Origin of the sequence: Bacillus solimangrovi (assembly GCF_001742425.1) — a bacterium.
GTDB lineage: Bacteria > Bacillota > Bacilli > Bacillales > Bacillaceae_N > Bacillus_AV > Bacillus_AV solimangrovi.
Window position 1 is genome coordinate 17698 of record NZ_MJEH01000016.1, and the last position, 14546, is coordinate 32243.

Annotated in this window: 15 protein-coding genes; 13 read left to right on the forward strand and 2 right to left on the reverse strand. The window is 35.7% G+C overall.

Annotation, left to right across the window (positions count from 1 at the left end; translation table 11 throughout):
* Genes cobI through BFG57_RS07335 form a run of 10 tightly spaced genes read left to right on the forward strand, consistent with a single transcriptional unit; the run spans position 1 to position 8159 of the window.
* Positions 1 to 702 carry a precorrin-2 C(20)-methyltransferase gene (cobI, locus tag BFG57_RS07290; RefSeq protein ID WP_069716835.1) on the forward strand — a complete coding sequence of 234 codons (702 nt, stop codon included), beginning with the start codon at positions 1 to 3 and terminating at the stop codon, positions 700 to 702.
* Positions 699 to 1466, forward strand: coding sequence for a precorrin-4 C(11)-methyltransferase (gene cobM, locus BFG57_RS07295; RefSeq protein ID WP_069716836.1), 768 nt, complete (start codon positions 699 to 701; stop codon positions 1464 to 1466). The genes cobI and cobM overlap by 4 nt, the downstream gene beginning before the upstream one ends.
* Before the next feature lie 5 nt (positions 1467 to 1471).
* Positions 1472 to 2596, forward strand: coding sequence for a cobalt-precorrin 5A hydrolase (locus tag BFG57_RS07300; RefSeq protein ID WP_069716837.1), 1125 nt, complete (start codon positions 1472 to 1474; stop codon positions 2594 to 2596).
* A gap of 18 nt (positions 2597 to 2614) precedes the next feature.
* The gene (locus BFG57_RS07305) at positions 2615 to 3982 is read left to right on the forward strand and encodes a cobyrinic acid a,c-diamide synthase CobB (protein ID WP_069716838.1); all 1368 of its coding nucleotides are present in this window, start codon (positions 2615 to 2617) and stop codon (positions 3980 to 3982) included.
* 24 nt (positions 3983 to 4006) lie between these two features.
* The gene (locus BFG57_RS07310) at positions 4007 to 4645 is read left to right on the forward strand and encodes an NAD(P)-binding protein (RefSeq protein WP_175428292.1); all 639 of its coding nucleotides are present in this window, start codon (positions 4007 to 4009) and stop codon (positions 4643 to 4645) included.
* 1 nt (position 4646) lies between these two features.
* Entirely contained in the window at positions 4647 to 5420 is a 774-nt protein-coding gene (cobA, locus tag BFG57_RS07315; RefSeq protein WP_069716839.1) for a uroporphyrinogen-III C-methyltransferase, read from the forward strand.
* A gap of 38 nt (positions 5421 to 5458) precedes the next feature.
* Positions 5459 to 6214, forward strand: coding sequence for an energy-coupling factor ABC transporter permease (locus BFG57_RS07320; protein ID WP_083249122.1), 756 nt, complete (start codon positions 5459 to 5461; stop codon positions 6212 to 6214).
* Positions 6214 to 6522 carry an energy-coupling factor ABC transporter substrate-binding protein gene (locus BFG57_RS07325; protein ID WP_217627918.1) on the forward strand — a complete coding sequence of 103 codons (309 nt, stop codon included), beginning with the start codon at positions 6214 to 6216 and terminating at the stop codon, positions 6520 to 6522. The genes BFG57_RS07320 and BFG57_RS07325 overlap by 1 nt, the downstream gene beginning before the upstream one ends.
* On the forward strand, positions 6506 to 7282 hold the full coding sequence (cbiQ, locus tag BFG57_RS07330; protein ID WP_069716841.1) for a cobalt ECF transporter T component CbiQ: 777 nt from the start codon (positions 6506 to 6508) through the stop codon (positions 7280 to 7282). Before BFG57_RS07325 ends, cbiQ begins: the two co-directional genes overlap by 17 nt.
* A gap of 37 nt (positions 7283 to 7319) precedes the next feature.
* Positions 7320 to 8159 carry an energy-coupling factor ABC transporter ATP-binding protein gene (locus BFG57_RS07335; protein ID WP_069716842.1) on the forward strand — a complete coding sequence of 280 codons (840 nt, stop codon included), beginning with the start codon at positions 7320 to 7322 and terminating at the stop codon, positions 8157 to 8159.
* A gap of 165 nt (positions 8160 to 8324) precedes the next feature.
* Here the strand turns inward: BFG57_RS07335 and BFG57_RS07340 are convergent, their stop codons facing one another.
* Positions 8325 to 8780, reverse strand: coding sequence for a GNAT family N-acetyltransferase (locus BFG57_RS07340; protein ID WP_069716843.1), 456 nt, complete (start codon positions 8778 to 8780; stop codon positions 8325 to 8327).
* 447 nt (positions 8781 to 9227) lie between these two features.
* Positions 9228 to 10160, reverse strand: a complete 933-nt coding sequence (cysK, locus tag BFG57_RS07345) for a cysteine synthase A (RefSeq protein ID WP_069716864.1) — start codon at positions 10158 to 10160, stop codon at positions 9228 to 9230.
* Positions 10161 to 10460: 300 nt separating this feature from the next.
* On the opposite strand from cysK, the gene BFG57_RS07350 reads away from it, so the two are divergent.
* The 3 genes from BFG57_RS07350 (at position 10461) to BFG57_RS07360 (ending at position 14475) form a co-directional block, all read left to right on the forward strand.
* Positions 10461 to 11378 carry a proline dehydrogenase family protein gene (locus tag BFG57_RS07350; RefSeq protein WP_069716844.1) on the forward strand — a complete coding sequence of 306 codons (918 nt, stop codon included), beginning with the start codon at positions 10461 to 10463 and terminating at the stop codon, positions 11376 to 11378.
* A gap of 122 nt (positions 11379 to 11500) precedes the next feature.
* Positions 11501 to 13048, forward strand: coding sequence for an L-glutamate gamma-semialdehyde dehydrogenase (gene pruA / locus BFG57_RS07355; RefSeq protein WP_069716845.1), 1548 nt, complete (start codon positions 11501 to 11503; stop codon positions 13046 to 13048).
* 161 nt (positions 13049 to 13209) lie between these two features.
* Complete coding sequence (locus BFG57_RS07360) at positions 13210 to 14475, forward strand: PucR family transcriptional regulator (protein ID WP_069716846.1); 1266 nt, start codon at positions 13210 to 13212, stop codon at positions 14473 to 14475.
* Positions 14476 to 14546: the final 71 nt, after the last annotated feature.

Below are 14546 nucleotides of genomic sequence, written 5' to 3' on the forward strand. Positions count from 1 at the left end.
ATGTTAGGGAAATTATATGGACTTGGTGTTGGCCCAGGTGATCCAGAGTTAATTACAGTTAAGGCATTTCGTATTTTGCGAGATACACCAGTAATTGCTTACCCGAAAAAAAGAAAAGGTAGTAAGAGTTACGCACATAAAATCATTGATGTATACATTAATCCAGTTGAAAAGGATATGTTAGGTTTAGTTTTTCCGATGACAAAAGATGAGGCTATTTTAGAACGAGAATGGAATATAACCGTTGAGAAGGTATGGGGAAAGTTAAAAGAAGGTAAAGATGTTGCTTTTGTAACAGAAGGAGATCCGCTTTTATATAGTACGTTCATACATATGATGAATGTGATGAAAGAGCAACATCCAGAAGTGACCATTCAAACGGTTCCAGGGATTTCATCTATTAACGGAGCAGCATCAACACTTGGAATAGCTTTAGCTGAGGGAGACGATCATGTTGCAATTGTGCCAGCACAAGACAACGCTGAAATGATGAAAAAAGCGATAGTTGAGCATGATTGTATCATTTTCATTAAAGTTGCAAAAGTAATCGACCTTATGAGAAACGTTCTAGAAGAACTGGGCCTTTCAGATAAGGCATTTGTTGTGACGAAAGCGACATCAGATGAAGAGATTATTTGGAATGTAAATGACCTTGATGGAGTTGAATTAGAGTATCTAACATTAATGGTGGTGAGGAAATGAAGCTATACATTGTAGGAGCAGGACCAGGTGCACCAGACTTAATTACAGTTCGTGGACTTAAACTCATTCAAGAAGCAGACGTTGTGCTCTATGCAGATTCACTTGTTAGTGAAGAGTTAATAAAAGAAGCAAAACCTTCTGCGGAAGTGTTGAAAACAGCAGGTATGCACTTAGAGGAAATGGTACAAATCATGAAGGAACGCCTTCTTGAAGGAAAGAAGGTCGTGCGTGTCCATACAGGTGATCCAGCAGTATATGGAGCAATTATGGAGCAGATAGCACTTTTAAAAGAAGCGGAGATTGACATCGAAATTGTACCTGGTGTGAGTTCGGTCTTTGCATCAGCTGCTGCAGTGGGAGCTGAATTAACAATTCCTGATTTAACACAGACGGTTATTTTAACACGAGCTGAAGGAAGAACGCCTGTGCCAGAAAGAGAAAAGCTAAGAGCACTTGCTGAACATCATAGTACAATTGCATTATTTTTAAGCGCGACGCTAACGAAGAAAGTCGTTAATGAAATGCTAGCGGCAGGATGGAGTAAGGATACTCCTGTTGCTGTTGTATACAAGGCAACATGGCCAGATGAGAAAATTGTTCGTTCAACACTTGAGAACTTAGATGAAGATATGAAAGCAAATGGTGTTAGAAAACAAGCAATGATTTTAATGGGATGGGCTTTGGATGAAAATATTCATCAAAAAGACTATCGTTCAAAATTATATGATAAAGGGTTTACACATGGATTTCGCAAGGGGGTATGAGCAAAATGATTACATTGCATGAAGGTGTACACCCTGAGATCGATGTAAATAATCCTTATGCTATCGTTGCAATTACGAAACATGGAGTAACCCTTGCTCGAAATCTATCAAATGAGTTTCAGCGAGCAGATGTCTATTATATGAGTAAGTTTGCTAGTGGTGATGAAGAGGAGAAAGGTTATCAATTGTTCGAAGGAAGCGTTAGGTTACTGCTCCCTTCACTATTTTCTTCTTATAAGGGAATTATTTTAATTATTTCGTTAGGTGCTGTCGTTAGAATGATAGCTCCATTATTGAAAGATAAGAAAGTAGACCCTGGTGTAGTTGTTTTAGACGATAAAGGGGAGAACGTCATTAGTGTATTATCTGGACATCTTGGTGGTGCAAATGAGTTAACGAGAGAAATTGCAGAATTGATTCAAGCGCGTCCTATCGTTACTACGGCTTCTGATGTTCAAAAAACAATTCCTGTTGATTTATTCGGACGAGAATTTGGTTGGGTGTGGGAGTCTGCTGAGAAGCTTACACCCGTAAGTGCATCTGTTGTAAATGAAGAAAAAGTTGTTGTCATTCAAGAATCAGGTGAGAAAAATTGGTGGAAATATGACAAACCATTACCTAAAAATATTATTGTATGTTCCTCAACGAAAGAAGCAATCAATGAGAGACCAGATGCGGCATTAGTTGTAACACATAGAGAATTAAACACTGATGAGAGAACATTATTAAACAATGGCGTATTGTATCGACCTAAAGTTATCGTGTTAGGTATAGGGTGTAACAGAGGAACAAGCGCCGAAGAAATTGAAGCTGTAATTGAAGATGCACTTCAACAATTGAAAATCTCTAAGAAAAGTGTGAAAGCAATTGCGACGATCGATTTGAAAAAAGATGAAGAAGGTTTACTAGAAATAACTCGAAAGCATCAATGGCAGTTTGTATACTACACACCAGAACAATTAAACGAAGTACCTTTTGAGAACCGGTCAGAAGTTGTCTATAAATATACGGGTGCCTATGGTGTGAGTGAACCTGCGGCTAAGCTATATAGTGGTGCAAAAGAGCTTCTACTTGAAAAGCAAAAGTCAGGGAATGTAACAATTTCTGTTGCGATTATTCCACATTCATAATTAGAGGGGATACACGTCATGAGTGAACGAAGAATTGTCATAGCAGGTACAGGAAGTGGTGTAGGTAAGACAACGATTACACTTGGAATTATGGCAGCGATGCAACAACAAGGGTATACCGTTCAAGGATTTAAATGTGGACCAGATTATATTGACCCCACTTATCATACGGCAGTAACGGGTAGAAAATCACGTAATTTAGATAGTTGGATGTTATCACATGATGTAGTAAAAGATATTTATAATCATGGTAGTGAAGGTGCAGACATCTCGATTATTGAAGGTGTAATGGGCTTTTATGATGGGAAAAATCCTAAGTCTGATGCTGGAAGCACTGCAGAAATTAGTGTTTTAACAGATAGTCCGGTCATATTAGTTGTGAATTGTGCTAGTATGGCTAGAAGTGCAGCAGCAATTGTAAAGGGATTTCAATGTTTATCTACTGAACCGAATATTGTAGGTGTGATTGCAAATCGAGTAGGAAGTGAAGGTCATTACAAGTTAGTAAAAGCTGCAATTGAGCAGGAATGTAATGTCCCTGTAGTTGGATATTTGAAGAGAGAGCAAGAAATTGAAATTCCTGAGCGCCACTTAGGATTAGTTCCTTCGATTGAACGTGGTGAGCTTAATGGATTTTTCAATTCATTAGGAAATTTAGTTTCCGAAACCGTCGATATTGAGAAGTTATATGAATTATCGTTAACTAACGAACTACAATCAGTTTCTAATTCGATGTTTGCACCTGCACAAACGAAGGATCTAAGGATTGCAGTAGCACATGATGCTGCATTTAATTTTTATTATAAGGAAAATCTTGAACTGTTAGAAGCTCAAGGAGCAAAAGTGGAATTCTTTTCTCCATTAAATGGTGATGTAGTTCCTGATGAAGTTGATGGCTTATATTTAGGTGGAGGTTTTCCAGAAGAGTTCGCAGAACAACTCGCTAAAAATGATGATGTGAAGCAATCCATTCAAGATTGTATTGAGGGCGGCATGCCAACATTAGCTGAATGTGGCGGATTTATGTACTTAACTGAAGCGATTGAAACGACGGAAGGTCATCGTTTTCCAATGGTTGGCCTACTTCCAGGAATCGTGAAAATGCAACATAAACGTGCAGCACTGGGTTATCGAGTAATTACAGGTAGTGAGGATAATTTCTTACTTTCATCAAATGCAGAAGCTAAAGGACATGAATTTCATTATTCTACATACCAATGCTTAGAACCGTTAAGCTATGCTTATAAGACGAAGGGGATGAGAGGAATAAAAGAAGAAGGTGCGCTACGATTTAATTTAGTGGCAGGATATACTCACCTTCACTTCGCTTCATGCCCAGAGATTGTGACAAATTGGCTTGATAAATGTCGTGAACGAAAAATGTAACAGCTAAATGTAGGAGAGATGAAATTGGACAATCTATACTCAGCGATGCTTCAACTAAAAGGAAAATCAGTTGTGATTGTTGGTGGAGGTAAGATCGCAACAAGAAAAGTTGGATCAATAATGGAAACGGGTGCTTCCATTATTGTTATAAGTCCGACAATTACGAATGAGTTGAAATCACTAGTAGAGAGCAATCAAATTGTATGGGAAAGTAAGTCGTTTGAAAGCTCAGATGTGAAGAATGCATTTATGATTATTGCAGCAACAAATGATGTGGATGTTAATAAAATGGTATATCAATCAGTGAATGAACATCAGCTTATTAATATTGTAGATTGTCCAGAAAAGAGTAATTTTATAGTACCTGCAACTGTTAAGCGTGGAAAATTAATTTTATCAGTCTCTACAAGTGGTGCAAGCCCTACCTTATCAAGAAAGATTAAGCGTGAGTTGTTAGAACAGTATGACGAATATTATGAAGAGTATCTTTTATTTTTAGAGAACTGTCGTAGGCAAATTAAAGATGAATTTGATAACGAGAAAGATAGACGTTTTTTATTGAAAAACTTAGTAGAGCCCGTCTACCTACAGTTAACGAGAGAAGAAAAAAACACCTTAAGAAATGAAAAATTTGAGCAAATGTTAAGGGAAAGGAGGAAATAGAATGGGTGACGGAATTGTATATTTAGTAGGAGCTGGACCTGGAGATCCAAAGCTTATCACTGTGTACGGATTAGAATGTATTCAAACAGCAGATGTAATTGCTTACGATAGATTGGTGAATAAAGAGTTATTAACACACGCTAAGCCTGATGCAGAGCTAATCTATTGTGGAAAACTACCTGGTAAACATGCCCTAATTCAACAAGAAATTAATCAATTGTTAGTAGAGAAAGCAAAGCAAGGGCTTACAGTTACACGTCTTAAAGGTGGCGATCCGTTCGTATTTGGTAGAGGTGGCGAAGAGGCTGAAGAATTAATGAAACATGGAATTCGTTATGAAGTTGTACCTGGTATTACAGCAGGTGTAGCGGCACCAGCATATGCAGGTATTCCTGTTACACATCGTGAATTTGCTTCTTCATTTGCAATTGTTACGGCGCATGGTCGTGCATCAAAAGGTGAGGATCACATTCATTGGGAGTCTTTAGCTAAGGGAATTGATACGATTGCTTTTTACATGGGAATCGGTAATTTAAATCACATTTGTGAACGTTTAATTCATTTTGGAAAAGATCCACATACACCAGTTGCGGTAGTCGAGTGGGGGACAACTAGCAAGCAACAAACCGTAGTTGGAAACTTACAATCAATTGAAGAAATAGTGCAAACAACAGAAATTTCTCATCCAGCTATCGTGTTAGTTGGAAAGGTTGTAGATTTAAAAGAAAAGATAGAATGGTTCAAAGAACAACAGTTAGAGGGATCAATAAAATAATAGGTTCGTGAATAATTTATCATAAAGGTAAGGTGAATATGAGAAAAAAATTAGGGTTTATATTGATTAGTATTATGACACTCTACTTTTGGATTAACTCCTATCAACCTGTATATGCTATGCATATAATGGAAGGTTTCCTGCCAATTCATTGGGCAATATTTTGGTGGATAGTTACGACCCCATTCGTCCTACTCGGTATACGCTCCATCCGTAAGAAGGTGAAGGAAAATCCTCAAGTGAAAACGATGCTAGGCTTAGCTGGGGCATTTGCATTTGTGCTATCTGCACTGAAAATTCCATCTGTAACAGGAAGCTCTTCTCATCCTACAGGGGTAGGATTGGGAACGGTTCTATTTGGACCGATGGTCATGAGTGTAATCGGTACGATCGTTCTTTTATTCCAAACATTATTGCTTGCGCATGGTGGATTAACGACACTTGGAGCAAATGCCTTTTCTATGGCTGTTATCGGACCGCTCATGACATATGCTGTGTATAAAGGAAGTATGAGGCTTAAATTTTCATTTTCCGTTTCAATTTTCTTAGCAGCGATGATTGGTGATTTAACAACTTATTTAATGACTTCTCTCCAATTGGCACTAGCACATCCAGCGGTGGTAGGAGGGGTTGCTGCTTCATTTGCTAAATTTGCAAGTGTTTTTGCATTCACGCAACTTCCACTTGCAATAAGTGAAGGAATACTAACGGTCATTATTATGAACTTGATAATGAAATACAACATACAAGAACTACGTTTATTAAACCTCCCTATAAAGGAGAGTGTGAAATAATGAAAAACCTACTGCTTTTAAGTATTGTGATTTTCTTAGCTGTTCTTCCAATGTTTATGCATGAAGATTCAGAATTTGGTGGTGCAGATGGGCAGGCAGAACAACTAATTTCAGAGATTTCACCAAATTATGAGCCTTGGTTTGAAACGATTTGGGAACCACCAGGTGGAGAAATAGAAAGTTTGCTATTCTCACTTCAAGCAGCGATTGGGGCAATTATTATCGGTTATATAATTGGATTCGGTCGTGCACGCAAAAAGTATATTGATTATAAAGAAGAGCATAAACCACATGCTTCACATCGATAGGTACACATACGAGAATCGTTTTAATGATATTCATCCGTTAGAAAAGGTTATTTTTTCATTTGGTTGTTTAATCATTTCAATTATGATGAAAAATATTGTCGTTTCACTATTTGTCTTTATCATAATGAGTAGTCTAACTGTATTTGGTGCAGGTGTTGCTCTAAGGTTTTATTTGAAATTATTACTACTACCATTAATGTTTCTATTAATGAGTATTGGAACAATGATCATTTCGATTACTCCGAAGGAACTGAAAACAGTTGATATTATGTGGAGTATCGATCTATTCAAGTGGAGTGTTTATATTAGTGAAACGAGTGTAGCAGAAACGACAATACTTATTTTTATCGTTTCTGCTAGTATAAGTTGTATGTATTTTTTAATTTTAACTACACCGTTTCAAGGAATATTATGGGTATTACAAAAAATGAAAGTGCCTACAATTTTCCTTGAGTTAGTTGTTTTTACTTATCATTTTATATTTGTGTTATGGAAAAAGACGAGGGAAATTCATATAGCACAATCAGCTCGATTAGGGTATCAAAATTATCGCTTGTGGCTGTCATCACTCGCTCAATTAATCGTAGGAATTTTTATTAAATCAATTCGATCTGCTCAGGAGCTAAATATTGCGATTGAGTCGCGTGGTGGTGAAGAATCGATTCCACAAGTTGATGGAAATTACCGTTATAATCGTTCCAGCTACATCTTTATTGTAAGCATTTTTTCTATGATGTTATTAATTTACTGTTCAAGCTAATTTAGTTCATATGGAATGGATTTAGGGAGTTCTGCCTATGAAACTGTCACCGATTATTGAAATGAAAAATATAAGTTATCAGTATCCAGATGGTACAAAGACATTGAAAAATATATCTCTTAAAATTGATCATCGGAAGAAGATTGCATTGCTTGGGAATAATGGAGCAGGGAAATCGACACTGTTTCTTCATCTTAATGGGATCTTAAAGCCGACAAGTGGTTCATTGTATTTTGATGGTGTTCCCATCTCCTATAAACGTAAAGAAATGAAGAAATTAAAGCAAGCAGTAGGTCTAGTGTTGCAAGATCCTGATTCTCAATTATTTTCTTCAACAGTTTATGAAGATATAGCATTCGGGCCGAGAAACTTAGGATTATCAAAAGAGGAAGTTGACCAAATTGTTAATCAAACAATGTCTGATACTGAAACTGATCAATTAAAAGACAAGCCACCTCATTTATTAAGTATTGGTCAGAAGAAGAGAGTTGCAATTGCAGGAGTTGTGGCAATGCAACCTCAACTTATCGTACTGGACGAACCAACAGCAGGTTTAGACCCTTATTATGTTAAGAGGATTATTGGTGTATTAGATGACCTGCATGCACAAGGTAAGACGATCCTATTATCAACACATAACGTAGATTTAGCTTTCCAATGGGCAGATGAAATATTGATTATGAATGAAGGAGAAATTATCTCTCAGGGACTACCAGAGACAGTATTTATGAATGAAGAAATTTTGAATCGTAGCCATTTAGATAAACCTTGGATTGTAGAAGTATACGAACAAATACAACAAAGCTCTCATCATAAGCATCAACCATTCCCTAAGTCTAAGAAAGAGTTATACTCTCTTATTACTGAAAGACGATAAATGTGTATACTCATTGCATTTTTTAAAAGAAAAGCTTGTTTTGAAATTAAACGAATCAAAACAAGCTTCAATATTAGTAGTTTGTTCCTTATTATATATTGATTCCATATTGTTGAATTCACAGTTACTAAATCATACTTTATAACTGAGGAGTATTCTAATAGTTTATTGTTTTTTCAAATACATGTAATGTGTTGTATTTTCATATTGAGTATCCTTTGAAAATCCATGAGAAGTATAGAATTTATCAGCCTGCTCAGTAGTATTAAGTACGACCACATTGAAGGAGCTTTTTGCATTAGAAATGATTGTTTTTAAGAGAAGGCTTCCAACTCCATTTCTTCTATACGCCTTCTTCACATAAAAACGTCTTAACCTACCTACATTTGGGTCGTTTGTAAAGGGATTAATGTTTATCCCACCAACAGCCACTAGTTCATTGCTCTGATTATATACACCATATAATGCCTCGCCTTTTTTGTTAAACTTATTTGTACCTTTCGTATAATCATTAACTAATCTTTCTACAAATCGAAAACCGTCTTCTTTACTTTCGTGTACTAATGGGTCAATTTCGTTAATTAATAGGTTCGTTATTTTGCTCGTTTCGAACTGCTCCATATAACCTCCAAAAAAATAATAGAATAGTTACATTTTAACAACAATGAACTTACATGTTTAACTTTTATAGTATAGCTTTTTTACATAAAGGTAACTTTTTAAGAAGATCATTATTCTACAACTGTAATTGTTATATCTATATAATAATTACTCGAAATAATTACCTAATTTGTAATTGTCTTTTAGAATAATTGAGTTTGTCCTATTTTCATTTAACAACTTTAGCACCTTTTGTTTAGTTTCTTTTTCAAAATGACCACCGCTTACTTGGAGTTTTATATAGCTTATATTACTGTTAGTTTAAATGCATATAGGATATTCTTTTACAATTTAACATAAAACCTTTTAATCTTTTTTCTAACATCAGTTACTTAATACAATTATTAATTTTGAAAAAAATACCCCTTTAGATATTCATATCTAAAGGGGTATAACGGTCTTACTATGTTATTCAAAATCAAATAGATCACCAGATAGATAACGTTCACCTGTATCTGGGGCAATGGCGATGACGACTTCATTAGGTGATTTCTTCTTAGCAATTTCAATAGCAGCATGACAAGCTGCACCTGCCGATGTTCCTACTAAGATTCCTTCTTCTCTTGCAAGTCTTCTAGTAATGTCATAGGCTTCTTCATCCTTAATTCGAATAATTTCATCATAAACGTTTTGATTTAGGATATCTGGAATGAAACCAGGGCTTGTACCAACAAGTTTGTGCTTACCAGGCTTCCCACCAGATAAAACAGGTGATCCGTCTGGTTCTACAACGTGTATCGTTATATCTTCAAAGTGCTTCTTTAATTCTTCACCAGTTCCTGTTACAGTGCCACCAGTCCCAGCTGTAGAAACAAAGGCTGTTAGAGGTTTACCGAGTTCTTCTATTGCATCAATTATCTCTTTAGCTGTTGTATGGCGATGTGCATCAGGGTTTGCATCGTTGTTAAATTGCATCGGTACAAAGCTATTGGGAATTTGATTTGCTAATTCTTCAGCTTTACGGATTGAACCTGGCATTTTCTCCTCTCCCGATGTTAAAACGACTTTTGCGCCATACGCTTTAAGTAAGTTAATACGTTCTTGTGTCATCGTATCAGGCATAACGAGGATCGCTTTATAACCACGTGCAGCGGCATTCATGGCAAGTCCAATACCTGTATTACCACTCGTTGGTTCAATAATAGTCGTATTTTCATTTATTAAACCAGCTTTTTCAGCTTCAATAATCATGTTGTAAGCTGCTCGATCTTTCACACTACCGCTTGGATTAAACATTTCGAGTTTTAAATAAACGTCTGCACCATTTGGTGATGCTACTCGATTAAGTTTTACTAAAGGAGTATTTCCAATCAAATCTGCAATATTATTGACGACATGCATCATGTCTCACTTCCTTTAATTCTGAGTTTACCTATCTTATTTTATCATATAGCAACAAAAGAGCGGTCAATAAGCTCTTAGATCATTGTGCGTGAGTCACAAAAACGCTATTAATATATTGTTCCTTCGCAATATTGTGACTCTTAGTCATATCGATATATAATTAATATAGTAAGAAAGTTTGCACAAGAGTAAATAATGTAATAGTAATCGCTTTCATTAAAAAATATAAGGCTACCATTTTCGATTAGTCTAGTTCTAATAATAATTGTTGTAATCTTTAGAAAAGGGGTGAGGAGTGTGGAAGCAGTCTCAAAGAACTTCTTTTTAACCCTCTCAAAAAGTGCGGTGTTAAACAAGGCAGCCAAACGTTGGGGAATGGGGTTTGGTGCATCAAAAGTTGTTGGTGGACAAACGTTTGAAAAAGCGATACCGATCATAAAAAAATTAAATGAACAAGGGTTATGTGTTACCGTTGACCATTTAGGTGAATTTGTTACATCTAAGGAAGAAGCGATATCAAGGACTGAAGAATGCATTACAACGGTTCAAGCTATTTCTCGTGAAGGACTAAATTCTCAAGTATCAGTGAAGATGACATCTTTGGGATTAGACATAGATAAAGAACTAGTTGTAAAACATATGAAACAGATACTAACTGAGGCTAAGAAATATAACATTTTTGTCACGATTGATATGGAGGATGAATCACGCTGTCAAGCAACATTAGATATATTCAAACAATTGAAAGCTGAATTTGATAATGTAGGTACAGTTATTCAGTCCTATTTATTCCGTTCAGATCAAGATTTAAATATTTTAAATGAGTTTAATCCAAATTTACGTTTAGTAAAAGGTGCATACAAAGAATCGCCTGAAGTTGCATTTATGGACAAGAGCGATGTGGATAAGAATTTAAAACATTTAATTAATAAGCATTTACTAAATGGTAATTATACAGCAGTCGCGAGCCATGATGATGAAATGATTAATTATACTAAGCAAGTTGTAAGAGAGCACGATATTCCAAAAGACCAATTTGAGTTTCAAATGTTATATGGAATGCGTTCACAAACACAATTAGATCTTGTCAATGAAGGCTATAAAATGCGTGTATATGTTCCTTATGGAGACGACTGGTACGGTTATTTCATGAGACGTTTAGCAGAACGGCCAGCAAATGTTGCATTTGTTCTAAAAGGAATGTTTAAGCGTTAAGTATTTAATAGAGGTTAATGTGAGTGCTTATCAGAAGGGTTATAACGATATTGAATACAGTTGTAGGTCTTCTGGTAAGCACTCCGGCTTATACATTTATAAGAAGAAGGAGAGATTTGAATATGATTCAACCATACAAACACGAACCATTTACGGATTTTTCAGTAGAAGAAAATAAAAAGGCATTTGAACGTGAGCTTAAAATAGTAGAAAAAGAATTCGGTCAAAATTATGACCTTATCGTGAACGGAGAACGAATTTCAACAGAGGAAAAAATTACTTCAATCAATCCTGCTAATAAGGATGAAGTTATTGGTACTGTATCGAAAGCAACACAAGAGATTGCGACACATGCTATTGATGCAGCAGAAGAAGCATTCAAATCTTGGAAAATGTTTAACCCAGAAGAGCGTGCGAACATTTTACATCGTGCTGCTGCAATTATTCGCCGTAGAAAGCATTATTTCTCTGCTCTACTTGTAAAAGAAGCTGGTAAGCCTTGGAACGAGGCAGATGCAGATACAGCAGAAGCAATTGACTTCTTGGAGTATTATGCACGTGAAATGGTTCGTCTTAAGGATGGTGCATCTGTTCTTAGTCGTCCAGGAGAGAAAAACCAATACATTTATACTCCAATGGGCGTAAGTGTCGTAATTCCACCTTGGAACTTTGCATTTGCAATTATGGCTGGTACAACAGTTGCTCCAATTGTAACAGGAAACACTGTTGTTCTTAAACCAGCAAGTAATACGCCAATCGTTGCATATAAATTTGTTGAAGTGCTTGAAGAAGCAGGTCTTCCAAAAGGTGTAGTTAACTTCATTCCTGGTAGTGGTGCAGAAGTCGGTGACTTCTTAGTTGATCATCCGAAGACACACCTCATTACATTCACAGGATCTCGTGAAGTCGGTACACGTATTTTCAAACGAGCAGCTGAAATTCAAGAGAATCAAAAATGGTTGAAGCGTACAATCATCGAAATGGGCGGAAAAGATACAGTTGTTGTTGATAAAGAAGCAGATCTTGATCTAGCAGCAGAATCAATTGTTGCTTCAGCATTCGGTTTCTCAGGACAAAAGTGTTCAGCAGGATCACGTGCAATTATCCATGAAGATGTGTACGATGAAGTGTTAGAAAAGGCGATTAAAATTACAGAAACTAAGAAGCTAGGTGACCCAACAGATGGTAGCAACTATATGGGACCAGTGATTGACCAAGCTTCTTTTGATAAAATTATGCACTATATTGAAATCGGTAAAGAAGAAGGTAAACTTGTAAGCGGTGGTAAAGGTGATGACTCTAAAGGTTACTTTATCGAACCAACAATTTTTGCAGACCTTGAACCGACTGCACGTATTATGCAAGAAGAAATCTTTGGACCAGTTGTTGCATTTGCTAAAGCAAAAAGTTTTGAAGAAGCAATTGAATTTGCAAACAATACAGAATATGGTTTAACAGGTGCTTTAATTTCAAATAACCGTGAGCACATTGAGTATGCAAAGTATAATTTCCATGTTGGTAACTTATATTTCAACCGTACTTGTACAGGTGCAATTGTTGGTTATCATCCTTTTGGAGGATTTAATATGTCTGGTACAGATTCTAAAGCAGGTGGACCAGATTACCTTGTACAACACATGCTTCCAAAAACAATTAGTGAAATGCTATAAGCTAAATAATTTAAAAGCTCCTTTTCCGAATTCGGGAAAGGAGCTTTTTCTGTACTTATGAGATTTAATGAATATTCAATAATGTAAAAGGTATTCGTTCTTGGGTTTTAGCTCTTTTTTGTAGTAAAATCATCTTATCTAGGTTGAAACGGAGGAGTGCTATGAAGGGGGCATCTATAGAACGTGTTTTAAATACACAAGATATTAATGAGGTAGCAGAGATTATTAGTGTTTTTTTGCAAAAACCAGTTATCATTGAAAATAAAAACTTTGAACTTATTGCATATAGTTCTACATATAATTATCATTTTGATCCAACGCAACAAAAAACGATTCTTTCAAAACGTTGTCCACTATTTATTGTTGATATCTTAAAAAAGGAAGGGATTGTGAATCAATTACAGACAAAACCCGACCCTATTCGAGTGTCTCCAATCGAAGAAGTGGGATTATATCAGCGAATTGTGATCGGTGCGAAATATGAAAATCAAACGATGGGTTACATTTGGGTACAGGAGTCAAATGAATTGTTATCTGAGGAAGAGCTAGATTTCTTAAAGGGCGTTTCTCAACATGTTGGAAAATTAATTTTCGAAGCGATCGAAAAGAAGAAAGAAAAAATACACAAGAAGGATAATCTTCTTTGGAAAATCATTAATCATGAATATCAAAGTGAACAATTTTTAAAACGAGAAGCAGATGACGTGAATCTAGTATTGCCAGAAGCTTTTTCAGTTGTTGTAATTTCCTTAAGACATACTAATTCAAAAGTCACATTTGAAAATATGAAGGAAATTGTCCACTCTCTTGTTGGTCGTCTTGGCAAAGCGACTTACTGGTTAGATGAAGAGCCTAGAATAACTATCATCATTGGAAAAAGTGAACTTGAGAGGTATTCACCTCGTGAGTTGTCAAATGAGTTTATCACAAACTTTAAAAATATGGTAGGTAAAGAAGAAGAGGATGCATTTCTCTATGGGATTGGAAATCAATACAACGACCTGACTTGCTTACGTAAGAGTTATTTAGAGGCATTGGAAGTTATTAATACGGCTGAATTTATGGAATACGATCGTGAGCACATCTCTTATGAGTATTCGAAATTGGGTATATATCGTTATGTAACTACGATATTTGAGAAGAATATGGCTGAAGGTTTTATTAATCAAAATTTAGTTATCTTAAAGAATCATGATGACAAAAATCAAAGTCAATTGATGAAAACATTAAAGGCTTATTTAGCTAATAATTGTAAATTAAAACAAACAGCCGAACAATTATTTATACACCCAAATACGTTAAATTATCGTATTAAACAGATTAAACAATTAATAGCAATTGATTTTGAAGATTTTAATCAGAAATGTCAATTATTTATTGATCTAACATTATACGATAACATGTCTGATTATCGGAAGTCCTATTAATAAGCGACAATCTTCCTTTTTGGGAGTTGTCGTTTTTTGTTATGAGATGGAACTTTTAATTATTTTAAAAT

Coding starts and splice junctions, on each gene's coding strand:
- BFG57_RS07340 (WP_069716843.1), bottom strand. CDS start 8,780: ATGGAGCAGTTCGAAACGAGCAAAATAACGAACCTATTAATTAACGAA.
- pruA (WP_069716845.1), top strand. CDS start 11,501: ATGATTCAACCATACAAACACGAACCATTTACGGATTTTTCAGTAGAA.
- cysK (WP_069716864.1), bottom strand. CDS start 10,160: ATGCATGTCGTCAATAATATTGCAGATTTGATTGGAAATACTCCTTTA.
- BFG57_RS07305 (WP_069716838.1), top strand. CDS start 2,615: ATGAGTGAACGAAGAATTGTCATAGCAGGTACAGGAAGTGGTGTAGGT.
- BFG57_RS07300 (WP_069716837.1), top strand. CDS start 1,472: ATGATTACATTGCATGAAGGTGTACACCCTGAGATCGATGTAAATAAT.
- cobA (WP_069716839.1), top strand. CDS start 4,647: ATGGGTGACGGAATTGTATATTTAGTAGGAGCTGGACCTGGAGATCCA.
- BFG57_RS07320 (WP_083249122.1), top strand. CDS start 5,459: ATGAGAAAAAAATTAGGGTTTATATTGATTAGTATTATGACACTCTAC.
- cobI (WP_069716835.1), top strand. CDS start 1: ATGTTAGGGAAATTATATGGACTTGGTGTTGGCCCAGGTGATCCAGAG.
- BFG57_RS07325 (WP_217627918.1), top strand. CDS start 6,214: ATGAAAAACCTACTGCTTTTAAGTATTGTGATTTTCTTAGCTGTTCTT.
- cbiQ (WP_069716841.1), top strand. CDS start 6,506: ATGCTTCACATCGATAGGTACACATACGAGAATCGTTTTAATGATATT.
- BFG57_RS07360 (WP_069716846.1), top strand. CDS start 13,210: ATGAAGGGGGCATCTATAGAACGTGTTTTAAATACACAAGATATTAAT.
- cobM (WP_069716836.1), top strand. CDS start 699: ATGAAGCTATACATTGTAGGAGCAGGACCAGGTGCACCAGACTTAATT.
- BFG57_RS07335 (WP_069716842.1), top strand. CDS start 7,320: ATGAAACTGTCACCGATTATTGAAATGAAAAATATAAGTTATCAGTAT.